A 21,040-nucleotide genomic window follows, 5' to 3' on the forward strand; every position below is an offset into this window, starting at 1 on the left:
CCTAAAGCTTAACGTCGGTGCGCCAGGCGGCGCACCAGACGATCTCCAATACTTTGTACCAATTGCACCATCGCGACCAGAATGACAACGGTGCCAACCATGACCTGGTCGTTAAACCGCTGGTAACCGTAGCGAATCGCCAGATCTCCCAGACCGCCACCACCAATTACACCCGCCATCGACGAAAAACCAATGAGCATTACGATAGTAAGAGTGATCCCTGCCAGTAGCGCAGGCAGCGCTTCGGGGAGCAGCACTTTGGTGATGATATGCCAGACATTTCCTCCCATGGATAAAATGGCCTCAATACGACCTTTATCGACCTCATCTAACGCGTTTTCTACTACACGCGCAAAGAAGGGGAAGGCACCAATAGTTATCGGAACCACTGCGGCTGTGCTGCCTAACGTAGTGCCGATAATTATGCGGGTAAAAGGAATCAGCGCAATTAACAGCACAATAAACGGCAGTGAACGCCCGACATTCACGACACTGCCAATGACCTGATTGAATAGCGGAGCGGGTAATACGCCATCACGACGAGTGAGGAATAACAGTACCCCCAACGGCAATCCAATAAGCACGGTAAACAATGCCGCAAGGCTTACCATGTACAGTGTATCCAGCGAACCATCGAGCAGTAATGGCCATAAATCCCCCCATTCTAGGCGACTTCGCATAATAGACTCCTTGTTATACCAATACGGCGTAAGAATGCCTGTTCCGCAGCATCTCCAGGGAGCAAAGCCTGACGCAGACGAGATCTGGGGATGACCAGCAATTCAGACAGCGAACCGCTTTCTATAAGCTTGCCGTGTTCCAGCAATGCCGCGTGGTCACAGATAGCTTTTACCACTTCCAGTTGATGGGTTATCAGTACAATGGTGACGCCGAGTTTATGGTTAATATCCTTCAGCAGTGCCAATACGGACGCGGTGGTTTCACTATCTAATGCGCTGGTCGCTTCATCACACAGCAGAACATCAGGATGGGCAGCCAGTGCACGAGCAATTCCCACACGTTGTTTTTGCCCACCGGAAAGTTGTGAAGGAAAAGCCTGTGCTTTATCGCTAAGGCCGACTAACTCGAGTAGTTCCGTGATGCGTGTTTGTCGTTCTTCACGGGGAAGACCCGCAATTTCTAACGGTACGGCGATGTTGTCCGCCACATTTCGCGCATGAATCAGGTTGAAGTGCTGGAATACCATTCCGGTGCGTTGACGATGTACCCGCAACTCTCGGTTATTGAGAGTAGTGATATCGATACCTTGCATCAGAATGCGGCCCGATGTGGGCCGCTCCAGCAAATTAAGGCAGCGAATCAAGGTGCTTTTCCCTGCGCCACTGCGCCCGAGAATGCCGTAGATTGCGCCGTCGGGCACAGTCAGTGAGACATCATCCAGTGCCGGTTGGCCTCCTCCGGCATACACCTTGCTCAGCCGCTCAAGGGTTATCATGACTGTGGCGTAGCAACCGGGATCACTGAGCCGTTAAACTGCTTGCGAATAAAATCAGCAACCTGTGGTGATTGAAGATCTTTCGCCAGCTCCTTGATACGTGGATCGTTTGCCAGATTTGGATTAGTGACCAGAATATTGGCATACGGGTTATGAGTGGCACTTTCCAACCCCAGCGCATCTTTTGAGGGTGTTAAACCGGCTTCCAATGCGTAGTTACCATTAATCACGGCTAAATCGACATCATCAAGCGAACGCGGCAGTTGCGGCGCTTCGATTTCAATAATCTTAAGCTTCTTAGGATTGCTTGCGATATCGCGCGGTGTCGCCTGGTTTTGCGCAGCATCTTTAAATTCAGGTTTCAGCGTGATCAATCCTTTGTCCTGCAAAAGATAGAGTGCCCGACTTAGGTTGGTAACGTTATTGGGTAAGGCGATGGTGGCATTCTCGGGAACGGATTTCAGGTCTTTATATTTATGTGAATAAATCCCCAATGGCTCGATGTGAACAGTGGCAGCAACGGTGAATTTTTTACCTAACGCTTTCTCCTGGTCGCGTAAATACGGAACATGCTGGAAGTAGTTGGCGTCCACATCTCCGTTGGCCAACAGTTCGTTGGCGTTTACGCCGTTACTAAGCTCAATGACTTTAAGCTTTAAATTAGGATCGAGTTTCTGCACAAAGGCCAGGATTTCTGCGTGTGGCACAGCATCTGCTGCAATGCGTAAGGTATCTGCTGCCTGAGCGCTAAAAGCCAGAGTCAAAGACAGCGCAATCCCTGCCAGTTTAAAAGAGGCATATTTCATGGTGGTTTCCTTCAATATTTAAGCGATGAGTTCAGTGCTGCTACGCAAGACATCCGGGTAATAACGTTCCGCCACGTCGGGATGAGAGCGCAGGCGGCCTTTCAGGTAGTTCCAGCCAACATCACGCAGTAACGGGTTGTGAGGATCGCTTTCCGGGCCATGGGCCTGGCTTGCAAGCTCAGGAGGTAATGTGTAAACCGGAACCACGGCATCTAACTGTGCGCCGAGGAAAAATGCGATGGACTGGCGTTCCTGCCCCGGCGGAGGCGACACCACTCGATGGACCGTGGCACGCAAATAGCCGTTGGTCGCCAGTTCAAGCAACTCACCAATATTCACCACAAAGCTGCCGGGTAAAGGGGCTGCATCTATCCAGTTATTAGGGGTGACTTCAACCTGTAAACCTTGCTGCCTGTCTTGTAGCAGGAAGCTAAGGAAGCCGGAATCCTTGTGAGCGCCAACACCCTGATTGCTATCGGTAGCCTGTTGGCCGGGATAGCGAATCAGCTTGATATGCTCGTTGGGTTTGTTGCCATACAGGTCATCAAAGCTGTTAGCCGGTAACTGCAATGCTAATGCAAAAGTGCGTAATAATTTCAATGCCACAGCGGTCATTTCGCGCTGAAATTGTAATAAAGTCGGCCTGAGAGTGGGTAATGATTCAGGCCAAAGGTTGGGTCCTTGCAGACGCAGCCAGCCTGGTTGTGATGGGCTGACTGAAAGTACCGGGCGTTCAGCGCCAATATCAAATTGTTCACGCCAGTCAGGTTTACCACGCGTTAATTCGCTGGCAGCGCGGTTGTAACCACGAAAATGAGGGGAGTGAATCATCGCGACTTTCTGTTTTTCTGTATCAGGTAAAGAGAAAAACAGCTGAGCTTCATCCTGAACGGCTTGTTGCAGTTCCGGGCTGATACCATGATTTATTAGATAAAAGAAGCCGATGTCACGAGCGGCATGGCGTAGTTGTTCAAGAAAGGCTGCGCGATCGGTGTCGGTGCCATCAAGGGCTAAGAGATCGAGTATTGGCAATGCCTGGGTCGTTGTTTTGCTCATTTTTCACTCCACGTAATTCAGATGTTTTCCCGTCACGTTTTGATTTTTTAACCCAACAATAATTTTCACAACGACAGCGCTGACTCATGGTTTATCCCTTCTGGATTGATGTGTTGTTCGTGGAAATGACATTGCCGCAACTGCGCCACGCCGCCCAATATTGTTATCTTCTAAGTTATTGCCTTGCGGGGTTCTAAGCTTTTGCAGAATTTAGCAATCAACGGTTGTTAAGGTTTGGTGGCAAACAGGCTTGCTTTTTTTTCATTCATATTTTACTTTATTGTTATGTTATAACGTATCCTGGAAAAGAAAATGAAACGTGACATCCATCCTTTCTATCGAACAGTGGTGTTCCACGACACTACCGCCAATGAGTTCTTTAAAGTGGGTTCGACTATCAAGACCGACCGGGAAATCGAGCTTGAGGGTGTGACATATCCCTATATCACACTGGAAGTTTCATCAGCCTCTCATCCGCATTACACCGGTAAACAAAAAACATTCACCAATGAAGGCAGTCCGGCTCGTTTCCAGCAGCGTTTCGGTCGTTTTTTTGGCAAGGGAGAGTAAAAGATGCAGGTTTTGAATTCATTACGTAGTGCTAAGCAGCGCCATCCAGATTGCCAGATTGTGAAGCGTAAAGGTCGGCTGTATGTGATTTGCAAAAGTAACCCGCGTTTTAAAGCGGTGCAGGGCGGGAAGAAGCGGCGTTAAGACAAGGGGCGCTTTGCCCCTTGGCTTTTATAAATTGTGAACGTTACGGACGTCCAATAGAGAAAATATCGTAAAACGAGAGTTCGCCTTTCGTGGCAACCATCTTATGCAGTAGCGATTTTTGTTGTTCGTCAACACCTGGGGAATGCAGGATTTTATCGATTAATGTGTGTGGAACGTTACGCGTGTTGTACCACTCACCGTTGTAGCAAACGCGTAAATCCAGCACATCAATATCGTCATAGCGATACCGGGGATTCACATCAAAAAAGAAAAAGCCGTTTAGCAGCGCAAACAACACGACCAATAGCCAAACAGATCCCGCCAGAGTATCCGACTCAAGCATGACCCATAGTGTTGCGAACCAACCTATCCACATGCCGACAAATAACCCCGGATGCTTGCGAATAAAGCTGATGCTAAAACGCGGGCGATTGTCGCGTTTTTCTTCCGCATTGAGTTGTTCAATTGTATCGGTGAGCAGACGCTGAATTTCAGTCATGATGGCCTTCTGAACGGGAACGCGACAGGCAGAGAACTGTTATTTTAAGAAGCCCTGCAAGGGTAAAAAAGTAACAGTTTCGCCATAAAAAACCATAACAGTTAATGTGGCGTGTCAGGCACCATTTTGATTAGCCTGGCCGGGTTTCCAGCAACTACCGAATTCGCCGGAATATCTTTTGTGACGACGGATCCGGCACCTATCACTACATTATCGCCAATAGTCACACCTGGGTTGATAACCGCACGCCCACCAACCCAGACATTATTGCCAATCGTGACAGGTTTACCGAACTCAACACCACTGTTGCGCGTTTCGGCATCCAGCGGATGAGTCGCAGTATAAATATGAACACCGGGGGCCAGCATACAATTTTCACCGATGTGGACAGGACAAACGTCGAGAATCACACAGTCAAAATTGGCATAGAAGTTTTTGCCGAGGAAAATATTGTAGCCGTAATCACAACGAAACGATGGTTCAATATAGGCATCCAGACTTTGGCCTAATAGTTGTTCGAGCAGTTCACTACGAATAGCCTTTTCATCTGGAGCTGTGTGATTAAAACGGTGAATCAAATGGCGCGCTTTTACACGGTCATCTCGAAGCTGTTGGTCAGCAGGGCGATAAAGTTCACCTGCAATCATTTTCTGTTTTTCTTCACTCATGGTGATGCCTTTTAAAATAGACAGGACACCCGTTACCCTAAGCGATTAGTTTGTAATTAATTTTGCTAAAGTTCCTTTTTGTGACGGTAATCACATGACCGGGTGTGCTATTAACAATCACAAATTAAGAGGAACGACGGACACAATGTAGTAAGCCTTACAGAAAGAGCGATAGCAGCTTGCATCTCGAAAGCTGAACGGCCCGGATAAATATCTATTTAGCACTCTATTAAGTGACTAAATGAGTTTCTGAATCCATTGTGGCTGATTACAAAAGCATGTCAGTCTGAAACCAAAAGGTAATAACAGTTAAGGGGGATTAGCGGATAAATTTCCATACAGATGGTGGTATTTTATCGTAAAGCTTATTCATGGTTAGTTCAGCCAGACGGTGGTCTGCTGCTGAATAAAATACAGCCAATTCATTATCTGGTAATTCGTATTTATTCTTTTCGATTACGCGTTCTAATGTGTCAATAGTTTGGCAGCGTCGCAAGCGCATCAAATAATCAGTCTTAGTTAATGGTTTTGTAGTCATAAAATCACCTTATTACATCTTGTAATAGTTCTAAAAGGAGAGGCTTACTGGGTTCGCACGACTCTCGGTGACGAAACATCTGAATAACCGATTCCCGGACTTACGCCATTTCTGCAAGTCTTGGGCATTGATGCCATAGTTACTGAACAGCATAAATGTATCGTCTAAATATTCGTCAATTTGTTCAATCAATTTACTCTCATCATCGTACTTAATTTTGTAATTAAGTGCGAAAGCAGCAATATGCTCAATCAATTCATTCAACTGCAAGTTAATGGCCGAAGTAGGATCATTAACCCAACCATGATTACTCTCGCCAAGGTTGGTAAGGCAGTCATGATACAGGTTTTCGCAGAGAAATTTAAGCTGTGCGATATCATGCCGTTTTGGTGAGTATTCGTCCATAATGCAGCCCCTTTTTTATCGAAGAAAATTTGATAAACAAAACGCCTTGGGGTGGACACACCTGGATGAGGTGGGAATCAATTACAACGATTATTCCATATGCTTTAACTATAAATCAATCCGCAGTAGATTTCCTTTCACTATTACGAAAAATTACATTTACAGCAAAGCTGTTTACTCTAACGTAATGTTTATTAAGACTTTCACTTATTTTAAAAGCATTGTCTGATAAATTAACTTAAGTGAATGTTTAAGAAAGCAGTTTATATTCAATAGGTTAATTTTGTGTTGCAGCAATGAACCTAAGACGGGGTGTAAATAAGGAATCAATTGAGAATAATCCTAATATATTAGTATGAGCCTTCATACCTCATGTGCCAGTGAATTTAAGAAATATCTTGTCATCATATTCAAGTGCAATCGGTTTTTTATTGCAACATTTCGAAACCTATCGTAGAAAAAGCCAGCAACTATCGTTATTTATTAATATGACAAATAAGGGCGGCGGATATAAAAAAGGCCGCTTGCGCGGCCTTTTAATTGCAGATTTAGACCTACTTGTGGTGCTCAACCGCGTGAGTGTGTTCGATATCTTCAGATTTACGGCTGAAGCGACGACGAACTACCACGAAGAACACAGGTACGAAGAAGATAGCCAGGACTGTTGCAGTAACCATCCCGCCCATTACCCCTGTACCTACGGCGTTCTGTGCACCGGAGCCTGCACCGGAGCTGATTACCAGTGGCATTACCCCGAGGATAAACGCCAGTGATGTCATCAGAATCGGACGCAGACGCATACGAACAGCTTCCAGTGTGGCTTCAATCAAGCCTTTGCCTTCTTTATCCATCAGGTCTTTGGCGAATTCTACGATAAGTATCGCGTTCTTCGCCGACAAGCCAATGGTTGTCAGCAGGCCTACCTGGAAGTACACGTCGTTGGTTAGGCCACGGAATGTTGCGGCAAGTAGTGCACCGACAACACCAAGTGGAACAACCAGCATGACCGAGAATGGAATCGACCAGCTCTCATACAGTGCAGCCAGACACAGGAACACCACGATCAGGGAGATGGCATACAGGGCAGGGGCCTGGTTACCAGACAGACGTTCCTGATATGACATACCCGTCCAGTCATAACCGATACCGGTTGGCAGTTTGCTGGCCAGTTGTTCCATGAGATCCATCGCTTCACCGGTACTCTTACCCGGAGCTGCCTGACCAAGGATTTCCATGGAAGGTAAGCCGTTGTAACGTTCCAGACGCGGTGAGCCGTATTCCCAGTGCGCCGAAGAGAACGCTGAGAATGGCACCATTTGCCCGGTAGAGCCGCGAACATACCAGTTGTTGATATCGCTTGGCAGCATACGGAATGGCGCATCAGCCATCAGGTAAACCTTCTTCACACGACCACGGTCGATGAAGTCGTTCACGTAACTACCACCCCATGCAGCACCAAGTGTGGTGTTGATATCGCTGATAGAAACACCCAATGCTTGGGCTTTTTCCTGGTCAATATCAATTTTGAACTGAGGTGTATCTTCCAGACCGTTTGGACGCACACCCACCAATAGGTCAGGGTGTTTAGCGACTTCACCAAACAATTGATTACGCGCCTGAGTCAGTTTTTCGTGTCCAAGGTTTGCCTGGTCAATCAACTGGAAGTCGAAGCCCGTTGCCGTACCCAGTTCAACGATCGCTGGCAGGTTAAATGCGAACACAATGGCATCTTTGATTTTCGAGAATTCGGCGCTTGCGCGACCAGCAATAGCTGGAACCTTGTTCTCTTCACCTGGACGCTCATCCCAGTCTTTCAAGGATACGAATGCCAGACCGGTGTTCTGCCCCTGTCCCGAGAAGCCAAAGCCGTTAACGGTAAATACGGAGTTAACGTTGTCTTTCTCTTTTTCGAGGTAGTACTTGGTCACATCATCAAGAACGGCTTGTGTACGTTCTTGCGTCGCACCTGCAGGCAATTGCGCCATGGTCAGGAACACGCCCTGGTCTTCATCTGGCAAGAAGGAACTTGGCAGACGAATAAACAGGAAGGCCATGCCAACAACAATCAGCAGATAAAGCACTAAGTAACGACCGGTGCTACGCAAGATGTTACCGACACTATCGGTATAATGATGCGTGCTCTTGTCGAACATATTGTTAAACCAGCCGAAGAAGCCTTTCTTCTCGTGGTGGTCGCCTTTATTGATTGGCTTAAGCAGGGTGGCGCACAGTGCAGGTGTCAAAATCAATGCCACCAGTACGGAGAGCACCATCGCCGATACGATAGTAATAGAGAACTGACGATAGATTGCACCTGTGGAACCGCCGAAGAACGCCATCGGTATAAATACCGCTGACAGAACCATGGCGATACCGACCAGAGCGCCCTGTATCTGCTCCATTGATTTGCGTGTGGCTTCTTTCGGCGGCAATCCTTCTTCCGCCATGACACGCTCAACGTTCTCTACAACTACGATCGCATCATCTACCAACAGGCCTATCGCAAGCACCATCCCGAACATCGTAAGGGTGTTTATCGAATAGCCAAATATGGCAAGGATAGCGAAGGTACCCAGCAATACTACTGGTACGGCAATCGTTGGAATCAGTGTGGCGCGGAAGTTCTGCAAGAACAGATACATTACCAGGAACACCAGCACGATTGCTTCAACGAGGGTTTTTACTACCTCTTTGATAGAGATTTTAACGAATGGCGTGGTGTCATATGGATATACAACTTTCAGACCCGCAGGGAAGAACGGTTGTAGTTTTTCCACAGTAGCACGGACCGCATTGGCGGTATCCAGGGCGTTAGCACCGGTTGCCAGTTTGATACCTAAACCAGATGCAGGTTGGCCGTTGTAACGTGCGACAACGTTGTAGTTCTCGCCACCCAGCTCAACTTTTGCCACATCTTTAAGCAGAACACGTGAGCCATCCTGATTCACTTTCAGCAGAATTTTGCTGAACTCATCGGCAGATTTTAAACGGGTCTGAGCAATGATAGAGGCGTTAAGTTGCTGGCCTTTAACTGGTGGAGTACCACCTAACTGACCTGCTGCTACCTGGGCGTTCTGCGCTTTGATAGCTGCGATGACATCAACCGGCGTGAGTTGGTAATTGTTCAGTTTGTTCGGATCCATCCAGATACGCATCGCGTACTGAGCACCAAACAGCTGAACATCACCGACACCACGAGTACGGCTGATCGGGTCTTTAATGGTTGCGCCAACGTAGTCCGAAATATCTTCCTGTGTCATGGAACCATCGGTGTTGATCATACCGAGAACCATCAGGAAGCTACTTGAAGACTTCTCAACACTAACACCTTGCTGCTGTACTTCTTGAGGAAGCAGTGGCATTGCAAGTTGCAGTTTGTTCTGAACCTGTACCTGCGCGATATCCGCGTCAGTACCAGAATCAAAGGTAATGGTTATGGTGACAGAACCAGAGGAATCACTGGATGAGGACATGTACAGCAGGTTGTCGATACCGTTCATGTTCTGTTCGATAACCTGTGTAACGGTATCCTGTACCGTTTTTGCATCTGCACCTGGATAGTTTGCTGAGATCGAAATTGCCGGTGGCGCAATGGTTGGATATTGCGCGATCGGTAATTTCATGATCGCAAGCCCGCCCGCCAACATAATAATGATGGCGATTACCCAGGCAAAAATCGGGCGATCGATAAAAAACTTAGCCATGTCTTAACGGCTCCTGTTTAAGTTAAGACTTCGTTTGTTCAGACTGTGCGCCAGCGGCTGCTTGATCCTGGCCTTTATTTTCTGCCGCCACTTCCTGCGCTTTCACCTGAACACCGGGTTTCACTTTTTGCAAACCGGTCACAATAACGCGATCACCATCCTTCAACCCACTGGTTACCAGCCATTTGTCGCCGATAGCTTGAGTTGCGGTGATATTGCGTACTTCCACTTTGTCTTCTTTACCAATGACCATTGCTGAAGCATCACCACGCGGTGTACGAGTTACACCTTGTTGTGGAACTAACAGTGCGTTTGGATTGGTACCTTCTTCCAGTTGCGCGCGAACAAACATGCCCGGCAATAACGTTTTATCTGGGTTCGGGAAGATAGCTCGCAAAGTGATAGAACCGGTGGTCTGGTCAACCGTCACGTCAGAAAACTCTAAAGAGCCTTCCTGCGGGAAAGTGATACCGTCGTTGGTCACTAATTTGACTTTTGCTTTACCGTTTTCTTGTTTCAGTTTGCCTTCCGCCAGCTCTTGCTTAAGGCGCAAGAAATCGTTGCTGGATTGGGTCACATCGACATAAATAGGGTCGAGCTGTTGTACTGTCGCCAGTGCAGAGGCCTGTCCACTAGTCACCAGAGCGCCTTCAGTAACAGAAGACTTACCAATGCGACCACTAATAGGTGATGTCACTTTGGTATACGCAAGGTTAATGCGAGCAGTTTCAACGGCGGCTTTAGCAGCCACAACAGATGCGTTTGCCTGTTGTGAATCGGCAAGTGCAGTGTCGTAATCTTGTTGACTGATGTACTTAGTACCCAACAGTTTTTGATAACGTTTAAGCGTCAGTTGAGCGATGTTTGCACTTGCTTGTGCTTTAGCGAGGTCGCCTTTGGCGCTGTCATATGCTGCCTGGTATGTTGCAGGATCGATTTGGTACAGAGACACGCCAGCCTTGATTTCACTTCCTTCTTCGAAGTTACGTTTCAGGATGATGCCACTGACTTGTGGGCGAACTTCTGCAATACGATAAGCGCTTGTACGGCCAGGAAGCTCTGTAGTTATCTGCAAAGGAGCACTTTTCAGAGTTACCACACCCACTTCTGGGGTATGCGGCGCACTCTGTTTTGTCTCTTTGTCATTACATCCTGTAAGTACTAAGCTGCCTGAGAGCATCAGAATGGCCGCCAGAGGCGTAAACCCTCTGTTTTTGTTCATATGTAAACCTCGAGTGTCCGATTTCAAAGTTGTTCAATGGATCAAATGTCCACAAACCCATTGCTGCGTTTATATTATCGTCGTGCTATGGTACATACATTCACAAATGTATGTAAATCTAACTACCGTTGTTTCACCCACTTATGGCACGAAAAACCAAACAACAAGCACTGGAAACTCGCCAACACCTTCTGGATGTTGCAATCCGCTTGTTTTCACAACACGGAGTTTCCGCAACTTCACTGGCAGATATCGCAAAAGCAGCTGGTGTAACCCGTGGTGCAATCTACTGGCATTTCAAAAATAAGTCGGATTTGTTTAATGAAATCTGGGAGCTAACTGAGTCCAGTATTGGCGATTTAGAAACTGAGTATCGGGCAAAATTTCCTGACGATCCACTTTCTGTTGTAAGAGAGTTATTAATTTACATATTACAAGCAACTGTTGTTGATGAACGCCGTCGTTTGATGACCGAAATCATTTTCCATAAATGTGAATTTGTTGGAGAACTTGCGGTTTTACAGCAAGCCAGACGCGAACTTTATATGGAAGGAAACGAGAGAATTGAGAGCAGTTTACAGCGTTGTATTGATGCTGAGATGTTACCGAAAAACTTGCGCCTTCCCCACGCCGTTATCTTACTGCGTAGTTACATTACCGGGCTGATTGAAAACTGGCTGGTTGCGCCAGATAGTTTTGATCTCCATGGCCAGGCCGAAGACTACGTCGCAATTCTGTTGGAAATGTTTCAAACCTGCCCAACCATGAGATCCATTCCACAATAAAAATATGCTTATTAGGGTAATTCCGAACACAGTTGACCAAGGTTTTTCCGAAAAGACGTGCTAATCTTGCGGCTCATATTTCGTCTTTAACTCGCCATCCTTCGGCCTGTTCTCAAACACTGTCAAACTATGCCGCAACTCTTGTGTTCACTCTATTCACGTCGCCTATCCGCACGTTTTTTTCTTATTGCATTCGTTAGCCTGCTTTGCGTGCTGGCACAGCCAGTCTGGGCGCAAAAAAATGGTAGCGATCTGCCGAGCCGCGATGAAATTCAAAATCAGCTGTCTGCCCTGAATAAGCAAAAGACGCTGTCTCCAAATGACAAACTCACCCAACAAGATCTCAATGAAACTCTTGAGGTGCTGGATAAAATTGACCGGCTCAAGGATGAAGCGGAAAAACTCCATCAGCAGATAGTTGAAGCGCCGAAAGTGCTGCGCAAAGCTACTGATGCACTCAATGAGATTAAGAGCCAACAGGTTAATGCGGCCAATGAAGAGGCTGAAATTGAAGCGCTGAGTCTGCGCCAGCTTGAAACTCGCCTCAGTGAGTTGGTGACGAATTTGCAGAACGCGCAAAGCGATTTAGCGACCTGGAACAGCCAGCTGATTTCATTGCAAACGCAACCTGAACGCGTACAAAACGCGATGAATGCGGCATCGGCTCAGCTTGAAACGATTCGCAACCGCCTTAATGGCGTAACGCCGGGGGCCGCAGATTTACGCCCAAGCCAGCAAACGTTGTTACTTGCGCAACAGGCTTTGTTGAACGCACAGCTTCAACAGCAGAGCGAAAGCCTGAAAGGCAACACTATTTTGCAAGATGCGCTGCAAAAACAACGTGACTACACCAATGCGCATATCAATCAAATGGAAATCACGCTGCAACTCTTGCAGAAAGCGTCAAGCAGCAAGCGTTTAACACTGACGCAGCAGACCGCGCAGGACGCCATAGACTCTGAAGATACCGTTAAAATTCAGCAAAACCCGTTGGTTAAACAGGAATTAGACATCAATCATCAGCTGAGTCAGCGTCTGATTGACGCCACTCAGCATGCCAATGAAATGGTACCTTCGAGCATTCGCATTAAAAATACACTGGATCGCGCTCTGCAATCTGAACGTAACCTCAAAGAGCAGATCGCCGTTCTGAAAGGCAGCTTGTTGTTGTCGCGTATTCTTTACCAACAGCAGCAACAAAACCTGCCGTCTGCCGAAGACACTGAAGATCTGACCAACCGGATTGCGGATATTCGTCTCGAACAGTTTGATGTGAACCAACAACGTGACGCTTTGTTCCAGCCGGACGAACTGGTCGCGAAAATCGAAGATGGCCATAAAGCGGATGTCACTCCGGAAGTTCACGATGCGTTATTGCAGGTTCTGGATACTCGCCGTGAATTGCTCGACCAGCTCAATAAACAGCTTGGTATGCAGTTAATGCTGGCCATTAATTTGCAGAACAACCAGCAGCAACTGCAAAACGTCACGAAATCACTCGACCAGATCCTGACTGAGCAAATTTTCTGGGTAACCAGTAATAAGCCGATGGATTGGGACTGGCTGAAATCATTGCCTTCTTCGCTGCGCGATCAGTTTAAAAACGCCAGCCTCAATTTTAAAGGGCCAGAAAACTCGCTTAAAATTCTCGCCATCCTGCTACTGATGATTCCGGCTTTGTTGTTGGCAGGCGTTATACGCTGGCGCTTTAAAGCGATAGACCGCTATCTGGAAAAGCAGGCGAGCCGTGTTGGGCAACTGCGTAACGACAGCCAAATGCTGACCCCGAAAGCCATTGCTCTGACGCTGGTTAAAGTTTTGCCTGGCGCGCTGGTTATCTACTCAATTGGCCTGGTGTTTGCTGGCTTGCAGATGAACATCAGCGAATCGATGCTGGCATTTTGCAAACAGCTCTCCTTGTTCTGGTTAGTCTTCGGCTTAACTTACCAGGTGCTGTCTAAAAATGGTGTTGCTGTTAGCCACTTTAATATGCAACCGCAATTGTGCAGCCATTATCGCCGCCAATTAGTGCGTATAGGTTGTGCTCTATTACCATTGCTATTCTGGTCGGTGCTGGGTGAACGTTCGCCGCTACATCTGGTTGAAGATGCGTTGGGGCAACTGATTATCTTCTTCAACTTGTTGCTTATCACCGCACTGGTCTTCCCAATGTGCCGTGAAAACTGGCGCAACAAAAACAACCACACCATGCAGTTGTTTACTGTCACGATGATGGGCGTGGTGCCTGCGGTGTTAATCGTGCTGACAGCAATGGGGTATTTTTATACGACACTTCGCCTTGCTGGTCGTTGGATTGAAACTATCTATCTGATACTCGTCTGGAACCTGGTCTATCAGACCGTCTTGCGCGGATTAAGTGTTGCGGCGCGTCGTATGGCTTATCGCCGTGCCGTTGCGCGCCGTGAGAATCTGGTGAAAGAGGGGGCTGAAGGGGGCGAGCCGGTAGAAGAGCCACCGTTGGCTTTGGACCAAATCAACCAACAGACCATGCGTCTGGCTATCATTGCCCTGTTCGCTCTATTTGCTCTGGTGTTCTACACCATTTGGTCTGATTTGTTCGGGGTATTCGGATATCTGGACAGCATCCAGCTCTGGAGTTATAGCGCTTCCGAAGCTGGTGTGGCAGTAGTGAAAAACGTCACCATGGGCAGCCTGTTATTTGCCGCGATTGCTTTTGCTGTTGCCTGGGTGCTGATTCGCAACTTACCGGGCCTGCTTGAAGTACTGGTACTTTCGCGTCTGCAAATGCGTCAGGGGGCTTCATATGCCATCACCACGATTCTTAACTACGTCATTACTGCGGTAGGGGCGATGACTATCTTCGGCTCTCTCGGTGTGTCGTGGGATAAGTTGCAATGGCTGGCAGCCGCGCTGTCGGTGGGCTTAGGTTTTGGTTTGCAGGAGATATTCGGTAACTTCGTTTCCGGCCTGATTATCCTCTTCGAGCGCCCGGTGCGTATCGGCGATACCGTCACGATTGGCACCTTTTCCGGTAGCGTCAGCAAAATTCGTATTCGAGCCACCACGATTACTGACTTTGACCGCAAAGAGGTGATCATCCCGAACAAAGCGTTTGTGACGGAACGACTGATCAACTGGTCGCTTACCGACACGATCACTCGCGTAGTTATCCGCCTCGGTGTGGCTTACGGGTCTGATCTGGATAAAGTACGTGAGATCTTACTGAAAGCTGCACATGAGCATCCGAAAGTGATGCACGACCCTGAGCCAACGGTGTTCTTCACCACCTTCGGGGCCAGCACGTTGGATCACGAACTGCGCCTGTATGTGCGTGAACTGCGTGACCGCAGCTACACCGTCGATGAGCTAAACCGGACCATCGATCGTCTATGTCGTGAGAACGGCATTAATATCGCCTTCAACCAACTCGAAGTGCATCTGCGTAATGATAAAGGCGATGAACTGACAGAAGTGAAACGCGATAATAATGGCAAATCAAACGGTGGTGACATCGTTCCTGCCCAGTAAAAATTAGCGGGAGGTGTTCTCTTCCCGTTTACGCAAAAAATCCTGACGGACAATCTCAAGCGCTGCGAGCGCGGTTTCCGTCGGGATTTCATGTTGTTCCAGCAGCATTATCAAATCGACAGCCAGTTTCACTTCTTCTGGTGCGTTTTCCAGCGACATTTAGTTGATCCGTAGTTTGCGAAATAAAAAGAGAAAAAGCAGCGATCCGGCCACTGCAGCTAACAGCGAGCGCACATCAAGCGTTGCCAATGTACCAATATTAAACACGGCGCAAATATAGCCGCCGATAAGTGCTCCCGCGGTGGTCGTCACGACCGCAATCGCAAACACGCCGCTTCTGGCTGGGCATAATAGTTTCATTATTACCGCGACCAGCACACCGATTATTACCCAGGCTAAAAGTCCCATGGCTTTGCTCCAGATTCACCGACTCTAGTTAGCTTAGTCCACGCTCTCGCCTTTCGATTGCACGCTCTATACGAGTGAGTGCCTGGCGACAACGCTGCAAACGACCTTCAAGAGCGGCTAGTTCTTTCTGGAGTTTTTGCTGTCCGGCGAGCGTGACTTGTACCGAAAGTTGGCTTTCACGATCGCTAATCATAATCTGGATGCGGCGCTCATAATCCTGATGGGTTGAGAGCTTCTCATACAAGTTTTCAACCACGGGCGGTTGTGGATCATTTTTACGCATCTTCCAGGTCGCCAGTTCACGCTGCAACGCGGAAATCTGTGCCACGAGTTTTTCGGCGAGATAAGCAACTTGCTCCGCTTTGCCGACTTTCACGCTAAGCTCTAACTGCGCGAGATTTGCCTGAACTTCGGTCAAATAATCTTTGAGCTGTGTGCTGTGAGTGGAAAACAGTTTACGATCGAAGCGTGCTTGCGATGCGCGTTGTAACGAGACAGGCGCAATGGCCTGTGCGAGTTCCGCGACGCGAGCATCCAAAGCTTGTAACAGCGCGGCGGTTTTCACAAAATGAATCTCCAGTGTTGCACGTGTTTAAGTACGGAATAATGAATGAAACGGATCATTTTAATCATCATTGGTTGGCTGGCGGTAGTCCTTGCGACGCTGGGTGTTGTCTTGCCTTTACTTCCCACAACCCCATTTTTGCTGCTGGCGGCCTGGTGCTTCGCCCGTTCCTCGCCGCGCTTTCATCACTGGTTACTGTACCGCTCATGGTTCGGCAGTTATATCCGCCACTGGCAGGACCATCGTGCGTTGCCGCCTGGAGCTAAACCCAGAGCACTGATTTTCATCGTATTAACCTTTGCGGTGTCCCTTTATCTGGTCAATATTCTGTGGGTCAGACTACTATTATTAGTGATGATGTGCGCACTGCTGTTCTTTATGTGGCGGATGCCGGTAATTGATGAAAAGCAACAAAAGCCATAAACCGCATTTGCAGTGGTTGCAATTGTTGGTGCCAGCCAGTAAATTCGACCGTTTTCGAGCATGGTATGGCTGATTAATGAATCATCAATACTTCATTAATTAACCCGATCCGTGCTTTGTTAGAACCATGTTTTTAGCAGGCATTAATTATGACCGCGACTGCGCAGCAGCTTGAATATCTGAAAAATAGCATCAAAAGTATTCCAGACTACCCAAAACCTGGGATCTTATTCCGTGACGTTACCAGCTTGCTTGAAGATCCGAAAGCCTACGCCACCAGCATCGAGTTATTAGTCTCACGCTTCAAAGACGCCGGCATCACTAAAGTGGTGGGTACTGAAGCGCGTGGGTTTTTATTTGGTGCACCGGTTGCGCTGGAACTGGGTGTCGGCTTCGTCCCGGTACGCAAGCCTGGCAAACTTCCGCGTGAAACTATCGCTGAAAATTACGAACTGGAATACGGCACCGATCAACTGGAAATCCACGTTGATGCAATCGAGCCTGGCGACAAAGTTCTGGTAGTGGACGATCTGCTGGCAACTGGCGGCACCATCGAAGCAACAGTGAAACTTATCCGCCGTTTGGGTGGGGAAGTGACCGACGCTGCGTTTATCATCAATCTGTTTGATATTGGTGGTGAACAGCGCCTGGAAAAAATGGGTGTGAAAAGCTACAGCCTCGTCCTTTTCCCTGGTCACTGAGTTCAGCCTCACTTCTTCAATCTCAAGCCTCGCCCGATGGGTGAGGCTTATGTTAGCATTACCCCCCAATTCACACCCGCGATGTAGAGCCTATCTCGTATGAGCTACCAGGTCTTAGCCCGCAAATGGCGGCCACAAACTTTTGCTGATGTTGTCGGCCAGCAACACGTGTTGACTGCTCTGGCTAATGGCTTATCCATGGGCCGAATCCATCACGCCTATCTCTTTTCGGGGACGCGCGGCGTGGGTAAAACATCTATCGCTCGCCTGCTGGCGAAAGGGTTAAATTGTGAAACCGGCATTACCGCCACCCCTTGTGGTGTGTGCGACAATTGCCGCGAAATCGAACAAGGCCGCTTTGTTGACCTGATTGAAATCGACGCCGCCTCGCGAACCAAAGTAGAAGATACCCGTGACTTGCTGGACAACGTTCAGTACGCCCCGGCGCGGGGCCGTTTCAAAGTCTATCTGATCGATGAAGTGCATATGCTCTCCCGCCATAGCTTCAACGCATTGTTGAAGACGCTGGAAGAGCCGCCATCGCACGTCAAATTCCTGCTGGCAACTACCGATCCGCAAAAATTGCCGGTCACGATTCTTTCGCGTTGTCTGCAATTCCACCTGAAAGCGCTGGATGTTGAACAAATCCGCCATCAACTGGAATACATTCTTGGCGAAGAAAAAATCCCCAGCGAAACCCGTGCGTTGCAACTGTTGGCTCGCGCTGCAGATGGCAGCCTGCGTGATGCGCTAAGCCTTACCGACCAGGCGATTGCCAGTGGTGATGGGCAGGTAACAACCGCCGCTGTCAGCACGATGTTGGGTACGCTCGATGACGACCAGGCTCTTTCGCTAGTAGAGGCGATGGTGCAGGCTGATGGTGAGCGAGTGATGAACTTGCTTAATGAAGCCGCCGGGCGTGGTGTTGAGTGGGAAGCGTTGCTGGTGGAAATGCTGAGTTTGCTGCACCGCGTGGCAATGGTTCAGCTTTCGCCTGCCGCTTTGGGCAGCGACATGGCCGCGATTGAACAGCGTATGCGTGAGCTGGCGCGCGTCGTGCCACCTGCTGAAGTCCAACTTTATTACCAAACCTTGCTGATTGGCCGCAAAGAGCTTTCCTGGGCACCAGATCGCCGCATGGGCATAGAAATGACGCTGCTGCGCGCGCTGGCATTCCACCCGCGCAAGCCACTCCCGGAGCCCGAACAACCGCGGCAGGCACAAAGTATTCCGGTGGTGAACCCTGTTCCGGTGCGTCAACAAATGGCACCCGCGCCACGGCCAAATGAGTCTGCGCTGCCAGACACCACCAGTCAGGTGTTGCAAGCGCGAACACAGCTCATGCGCCAGCAGGGAGCCAACAAAGCAAAAAAGAGTGAGCCGGCAGCGCCAAATCTAGCGCGGCCGGCAAAGAACAGCACCGCTCTGGAACGTTTAGCCTCGGTGAGCGAGCGTATCCAGTCCCGGCCCGCAGCGCTTACAGAAGAAAAGCCTGAGCCTAAGCCCGAAGCTTATCGCTGGAAGTCGCAAATTGTTTCTGATGTCGTTGAAGAACCCGTTGCGACACCAAAAGCATTAAAGCGCGCGATGGAGCATGAGAAAACACCTGAGCTTGCGCAGAAGCTTGCTCTGGAGGCCATTGAGCGTGATAGCTGGTCGGCTGAAATTAGCCAGCTGGTGTTACCGAAATTAGTGCAGCAATTGGCACTAAATGCCTGGAAAGAGCAGGACGGTAATCGTGTCTGTTTGCACTTGCGTCCGGCACTAAGGCATTTGAATTCACCGTCGGCACAGAAAACGCTGGCGGACGCGATGAGTACTTTTAGTGGTGAAACTGTTGAGCTGACTATTATTGAAGATGATAATCTTGCGCAACGTACCCCGCTTGAGTGGCGTCAGGCTATCTACGAAGAGAAGCTTGCGAACGCGCGGGAATCAATGAGAACTGACAATAACATTCAGACACTGCGTCGTTTCTTTGATGCGGAACTGGATGAAGACAGTATTCGACCTATTTGACAGACCAGCCACGCTGGTTTGTTGTAAACCCTGATAGCCGTTAATTGTTATACCCACTAGCATTCGAGTTGCGGGTAGGCGGCCAGAACGAGAATCTCCAGGAGCTTACTTGAGTAAGTGACTGGAGTGAGCGTCTGCAGCCAACACCCCGGCAGCTTGAAGGATGATGGGTAGATGCGGTTAGTCGGCCCGAGCAAAAGAGAGAAGACTATGTTTGGAAAAGGCGGTCTGGGCAACATCATGAAGCAAGCCCAGCAGATGCAGGAAAAAATGGCCCAGGTTCAGGAAGAAATCGCCCAAATGGAAGTCACTGGCGAATCTGGCGCGGGTCTGGTTAAAGTGACCATCAATGGTGCTCACAACTGCCGTCGCGTGGAAATCGATCCAAGCCTGATGGAAGACGACAAAGAGATGGTTGAAGACTTGGTTGCTGCGGCCTTCAACGATGCCGCTCGCCGTATTGGCGAAGCGCAGAAAGAAAAAATGGCGGGTGTTTCCAGCGGGATGCAGTTGCCACCAGGCTTCAAAATGCCGTTTTGATCAGTTTGGCGGATGACGCATACGTTTATCCGCCCTACGATTGACGCTGTTTGTCTTTTGTAGGTCGGGTAAGCGCAGCGTCACCCGACATGACATTCTCACTCCTCCTCAAACCCCGCATAACTCTCCACCAGAAAATCAATTAATGCCCTGACCGCCGGTAACTGGCCGCGCCGTGAAGGAAACACCAAATGAATAACCTCACGCCTCGCTCGCCACTCTGGTAACAAACGTACCAGGCTTCCGTCTGCCAGTTGCTTGTTAACCATTAGTATTGGTAACTGAACCACACCCACACCTGCCAGCGCAGCCGCTCGTAGCGCATCCATATCGGTGGTCACAAAGCGTGGTTTGTGGTGCAGCGTCACTTCCTGATTATCCGGGCCGAACAGACACCAGCGATAAACTTGCTGTGGTTTTGATAACGCAAGGCTGGGCCAATGCTGAAGATCTGCCGGTGACGCTGGGGTGGTAAAGCGCTCAACCAGTTCGGGGCTGGCAACCAGGCACATGCCGCGATCTGCCAGTTTACGCATCACCAGATCGCTATCGTCCAGAGGCAATGGGCGTACCCGCACCGCTAAGTCGACATTTTCATTGAGCACATCAACCTGGCGATTTGTCTCTTCAAGCTGCACGGTGACTTGCGGATAAAGGGCCATAAATTTCGCCAGCATCTCCCCGATATGCACATGCAGCAGGGCAATTGGGCAGCTCAGGCGAATCAGCCCACGAGGCTCTGCGCGTAACGAATTAATCGCTTCCTGCGCAGCTTCGGCTTCAATAATCATCGCCTTGCAGTGGCGATAAAAAATCTGCCCGGCTTCGGTTACCGTGAAACTGCGTGTTGAACGTTGAATCAGGCGTGTCTCCAGGCTCTCTTCCAATAGCGCAATACGGCGACTCAAGCGTGATTTTGGAATCCCGATAACGCGGCTTGCAGGAGAAAACCCTCCGTTATCCACCACTTGCACGAAATACCATAGATCGTTGAGGTCTTGCATTTTCATTGTCCTGT

Annotated in this window: 22 protein-coding genes and 1 other annotated feature; of the genes, 8 read left to right on the forward strand and 14 right to left on the reverse strand. The window is 48.9% G+C overall.

The annotated features are described in order from the left end of the window. Nucleotides 1–8: 8 nt before the first annotated feature. The 4 genes from M979_RS00790 to M979_RS00805 are packed head-to-tail and all read right to left on the reverse strand — an operon-like array spanning nucleotide 9 to nucleotide 3,318. The gene (locus tag M979_RS00790) at nucleotides 9–680 is read right to left on the reverse strand and encodes a methionine ABC transporter permease (RefSeq protein ID WP_064553102.1); all 672 of its coding nucleotides are present in this window, start codon (nucleotides 678–680) and stop codon (nucleotides 9–11) included. Continuing rightward, on the reverse strand, nucleotides 665–1,456 hold the full coding sequence (locus tag M979_RS00795; protein WP_074388612.1) for a methionine ABC transporter ATP-binding protein: 792 nt from the start codon (nucleotides 1,454–1,456) through the stop codon (nucleotides 665–667). The genes M979_RS00790 and M979_RS00795 overlap by 16 nt, the downstream gene beginning before the upstream one ends. Next, entirely contained in the window at nucleotides 1,453–2,262 is an 810-nt protein-coding gene (locus tag M979_RS00800) for a MetQ/NlpA family ABC transporter substrate-binding protein (protein ID WP_034458056.1), read from the reverse strand. The genes M979_RS00795 and M979_RS00800 overlap by 4 nt, the downstream gene beginning before the upstream one ends. An 18-nt stretch (nucleotides 2,263–2,280) precedes the next feature. Continuing rightward, entirely contained in the window at nucleotides 2,281–3,318 is a 1,038-nt protein-coding gene (locus tag M979_RS00805; RefSeq protein WP_034459990.1) for an isopenicillin N synthase family dioxygenase, read from the reverse strand. Nucleotides 3,319–3,630: 312 nt separating this feature from the next. Here M979_RS00805 and M979_RS00810 point away from each other — a divergent pair, with 312 nt between their 5' ends. Continuing rightward, a complete protein-coding gene (locus M979_RS00810; RefSeq protein ID WP_034458058.1) occupies nucleotides 3,631–3,888 on the forward strand; it encodes a type B 50S ribosomal protein L31 in 258 nt (85 codons plus the stop codon). A 3-nt stretch (nucleotides 3,889–3,891) separates the two neighbouring features. Further along, entirely contained in the window at nucleotides 3,892–4,032 is a 141-nt protein-coding gene (gene ykgO, locus M979_RS00815; protein ID WP_034458060.1) for a type B 50S ribosomal protein L36, read from the forward strand. A 43-nt stretch (nucleotides 4,033–4,075) separates the two neighbouring features. Here the strand turns inward: ykgO and M979_RS00820 are convergent, their stop codons facing one another. The 6 genes from M979_RS00820 to acrA form a co-directional block, all read right to left on the reverse strand. Next, nucleotides 4,076–4,534 carry a YlaC family protein gene (locus M979_RS00820; protein ID WP_064553104.1) on the reverse strand — a complete coding sequence of 153 codons (459 nt, stop codon included), beginning with the start codon at nucleotides 4,532–4,534 and terminating at the stop codon, nucleotides 4,076–4,078. A gap of 101 nt (nucleotides 4,535–4,635) precedes the next feature. Then, the gene (gene maa, locus M979_RS00825) at nucleotides 4,636–5,202 is read right to left on the reverse strand and encodes a maltose O-acetyltransferase (protein WP_064553106.1); all 567 of its coding nucleotides are present in this window, start codon (nucleotides 5,200–5,202) and stop codon (nucleotides 4,636–4,638) included. A gap of 319 nt (nucleotides 5,203–5,521) precedes the next feature. Next, nucleotides 5,522–5,740 carry an HHA domain-containing protein gene (locus M979_RS00830; protein ID WP_034458066.1) on the reverse strand — a complete coding sequence of 73 codons (219 nt, stop codon included), beginning with the start codon at nucleotides 5,738–5,740 and terminating at the stop codon, nucleotides 5,522–5,524. 30 nt (nucleotides 5,741–5,770) lie between these two features. Beyond that, nucleotides 5,771–6,145, reverse strand: coding sequence for an Hha toxicity modulator TomB (gene tomB / locus M979_RS00835; protein ID WP_034458068.1), 375 nt, complete (start codon nucleotides 6,143–6,145; stop codon nucleotides 5,771–5,773). Nucleotides 6,146–6,699: 554 nt separating this feature from the next. After that, entirely contained in the window at nucleotides 6,700–9,849 is a 3,150-nt protein-coding gene (gene acrB, locus M979_RS00840; RefSeq protein ID WP_034458070.1) for a multidrug efflux RND transporter permease subunit AcrB, read from the reverse strand. Between the two features lie 22 nt (nucleotides 9,850–9,871). Continuing rightward, the gene (gene acrA, locus M979_RS00845) at nucleotides 9,872–11,071 is read right to left on the reverse strand and encodes a multidrug efflux RND transporter periplasmic adaptor subunit AcrA (protein ID WP_034458072.1); all 1,200 of its coding nucleotides are present in this window, start codon (nucleotides 11,069–11,071) and stop codon (nucleotides 9,872–9,874) included. Nucleotides 11,072–11,214: 143 nt separating this feature from the next. Here acrA and acrR point away from each other — a divergent pair, with 143 nt between their 5' ends. Further along, nucleotides 11,215–11,856, forward strand: coding sequence for a multidrug efflux transporter transcriptional repressor AcrR (acrR, locus tag M979_RS00850; protein ID WP_034458073.1), 642 nt, complete (start codon nucleotides 11,215–11,217; stop codon nucleotides 11,854–11,856). Between the two features lie 129 nt (nucleotides 11,857–11,985). Next, nucleotides 11,986–15,366, forward strand: a complete 3,381-nt coding sequence (gene mscK, locus M979_RS00855; protein WP_034458075.1) for a mechanosensitive channel MscK — start codon at nucleotides 11,986–11,988, stop codon at nucleotides 15,364–15,366. 3 nt (nucleotides 15,367–15,369) lie between these two features. Here the strand turns inward: mscK and rsmS are convergent, their stop codons facing one another. Genes rsmS through priC form a run of 3 tightly spaced genes read right to left on the reverse strand, consistent with a single transcriptional unit; the run spans nucleotide 15,370 to nucleotide 16,339 of the window. After that, a complete protein-coding gene (rsmS, locus tag M979_RS00860) occupies nucleotides 15,370–15,525 on the reverse strand; it encodes a pleiotropic regulatory protein RsmS (RefSeq protein WP_064516707.1) in 156 nt (51 codons plus the stop codon). Continuing rightward, nucleotides 15,526–15,774, reverse strand: a complete 249-nt coding sequence (locus tag M979_RS00865) for a GlsB/YeaQ/YmgE family stress response membrane protein (protein WP_064553108.1) — start codon at nucleotides 15,772–15,774, stop codon at nucleotides 15,526–15,528. A gap of 28 nt (nucleotides 15,775–15,802) precedes the next feature. Continuing rightward, nucleotides 15,803–16,339, reverse strand: coding sequence for a primosomal replication protein PriC (priC, locus tag M979_RS00870; RefSeq protein ID WP_034458079.1), 537 nt, complete (start codon nucleotides 16,337–16,339; stop codon nucleotides 15,803–15,805). 45 nt (nucleotides 16,340–16,384) lie between these two features. On the opposite strand from priC, the gene M979_RS00875 reads away from it, so the two are divergent. From M979_RS00875 to M979_RS00890, 4 genes are all read left to right on the forward strand, one after another. After that, nucleotides 16,385–16,762: a DUF454 family protein gene (locus tag M979_RS00875; RefSeq protein ID WP_034458081.1), complete on the forward strand. Its 378-nt coding sequence runs from the start codon at nucleotides 16,385–16,387 to the stop codon at nucleotides 16,760–16,762. A gap of 149 nt (nucleotides 16,763–16,911) precedes the next feature. Continuing rightward, nucleotides 16,912–17,463 (forward strand): adenine phosphoribosyltransferase, encoded by a 552-nt coding sequence (apt, locus tag M979_RS00880; RefSeq protein ID WP_034458083.1) that lies wholly within the window; start codon nucleotides 16,912–16,914, stop codon nucleotides 17,461–17,463. 99 nt (nucleotides 17,464–17,562) lie between these two features. After that, a complete protein-coding gene (gene dnaX / locus M979_RS00885) occupies nucleotides 17,563–19,482 on the forward strand; it encodes a DNA polymerase III subunit gamma/tau (protein ID WP_064553110.1) in 1,920 nt (639 codons plus the stop codon). Next, nucleotides 18,812–18,876 (forward strand) — a sequence feature (DnaX frameshifting element). Its footprint overlaps the gene before it by 65 nt. 210 nt (nucleotides 19,483–19,692) lie before the next feature. Next, entirely contained in the window at nucleotides 19,693–20,022 is a 330-nt protein-coding gene (locus M979_RS00890; RefSeq protein WP_034458087.1) for a YbaB/EbfC family nucleoid-associated protein, read from the forward strand. 98 nt (nucleotides 20,023–20,120) lie between these two features. On the opposite strand, the gene M979_RS00895 is transcribed toward M979_RS00890, so the two are convergent. Continuing rightward, nucleotides 20,121–21,032, reverse strand: coding sequence for a LysR family transcriptional regulator (locus tag M979_RS00895; RefSeq protein WP_245164610.1), 912 nt, complete (start codon nucleotides 21,030–21,032; stop codon nucleotides 20,121–20,123). Between the last annotated feature and the right edge of the window lie 8 nt (nucleotides 21,033–21,040).

It is taken from the genome of Buttiauxella noackiae ATCC 51607, assembly GCF_001654865.1.
GTDB classification, from domain to species: domain Bacteria; phylum Pseudomonadota; class Gammaproteobacteria; order Enterobacterales; family Enterobacteriaceae; genus Buttiauxella; species Buttiauxella noackiae.

What these genes read in the sequence shown, in the direction of transcription:
- M979_RS00790 (WP_064553102.1), bottom strand. Translation starts at nt 680, where the DNA reads ATGCGAAGTCGCCTAGAATGGGGGGATTTATGGCCATTACTGCTCGAT.
- M979_RS00795 (WP_074388612.1), bottom strand. Translation starts at nt 1,456, where the DNA reads ATGATAACCCTTGAGCGGCTGAGCAAGGTGTATGCCGGAGGAGGCCAA.
- M979_RS00800 (WP_034458056.1), bottom strand. Translation starts at nt 2,262, where the DNA reads ATGAAATATGCCTCTTTTAAACTGGCAGGGATTGCGCTGTCTTTGACT.
- M979_RS00805 (WP_034459990.1), bottom strand. Translation starts at nt 3,318, where the DNA reads ATGAGCAAAACAACGACCCAGGCATTGCCAATACTCGATCTCTTAGCC.
- M979_RS00810 (WP_034458058.1), top strand. Translation starts at nt 3,631, where the DNA reads ATGAAACGTGACATCCATCCTTTCTATCGAACAGTGGTGTTCCACGAC.
- ykgO (WP_034458060.1), top strand. Translation starts at nt 3,892, where the DNA reads ATGCAGGTTTTGAATTCATTACGTAGTGCTAAGCAGCGCCATCCAGAT.
- M979_RS00820 (WP_064553104.1), bottom strand. Translation starts at nt 4,534, where the DNA reads ATGACTGAAATTCAGCGTCTGCTCACCGATACAATTGAACAACTCAAT.
- maa (WP_064553106.1), bottom strand. Translation starts at nt 5,202, where the DNA reads ATGAGTGAAGAAAAACAGAAAATGATTGCAGGTGAACTTTATCGCCCT.
- M979_RS00830 (WP_034458066.1), bottom strand. Translation starts at nt 5,740, where the DNA reads ATGACTACAAAACCATTAACTAAGACTGATTATTTGATGCGCTTGCGA.
- tomB (WP_034458068.1), bottom strand. Translation starts at nt 6,145, where the DNA reads ATGGACGAATACTCACCAAAACGGCATGATATCGCACAGCTTAAATTT.
- acrB (WP_034458070.1), bottom strand. Translation starts at nt 9,849, where the DNA reads ATGGCTAAGTTTTTTATCGATCGCCCGATTTTTGCCTGGGTAATCGCC.
- acrA (WP_034458072.1), bottom strand. Translation starts at nt 11,071, where the DNA reads ATGAACAAAAACAGAGGGTTTACGCCTCTGGCGGCCATTCTGATGCTC.
- acrR (WP_034458073.1), top strand. Translation starts at nt 11,215, where the DNA reads ATGGCACGAAAAACCAAACAACAAGCACTGGAAACTCGCCAACACCTT.
- mscK (WP_034458075.1), top strand. Translation starts at nt 11,986, where the DNA reads ATGCCGCAACTCTTGTGTTCACTCTATTCACGTCGCCTATCCGCACGT.
- rsmS (WP_064516707.1), bottom strand. Translation starts at nt 15,525, where the DNA reads ATGTCGCTGGAAAACGCACCAGAAGAAGTGAAACTGGCTGTCGATTTG.
- M979_RS00865 (WP_064553108.1), bottom strand. Translation starts at nt 15,774, where the DNA reads ATGGGACTTTTAGCCTGGGTAATAATCGGTGTGCTGGTCGCGGTAATA.
- M979_RS00875 (WP_034458081.1), top strand. Translation starts at nt 16,385, where the DNA reads ATGAAACGGATCATTTTAATCATCATTGGTTGGCTGGCGGTAGTCCTT.
- apt (WP_034458083.1), top strand. Translation starts at nt 16,912, where the DNA reads ATGACCGCGACTGCGCAGCAGCTTGAATATCTGAAAAATAGCATCAAA.
- dnaX (WP_064553110.1), top strand. Translation starts at nt 17,563, where the DNA reads ATGAGCTACCAGGTCTTAGCCCGCAAATGGCGGCCACAAACTTTTGCT.
- M979_RS00890 (WP_034458087.1), top strand. Translation starts at nt 19,693, where the DNA reads ATGTTTGGAAAAGGCGGTCTGGGCAACATCATGAAGCAAGCCCAGCAG.
- M979_RS00895 (WP_245164610.1), bottom strand. Translation starts at nt 21,032, where the DNA reads ATGAAAATGCAAGACCTCAACGATCTATGGTATTTCGTGCAAGTGGTG.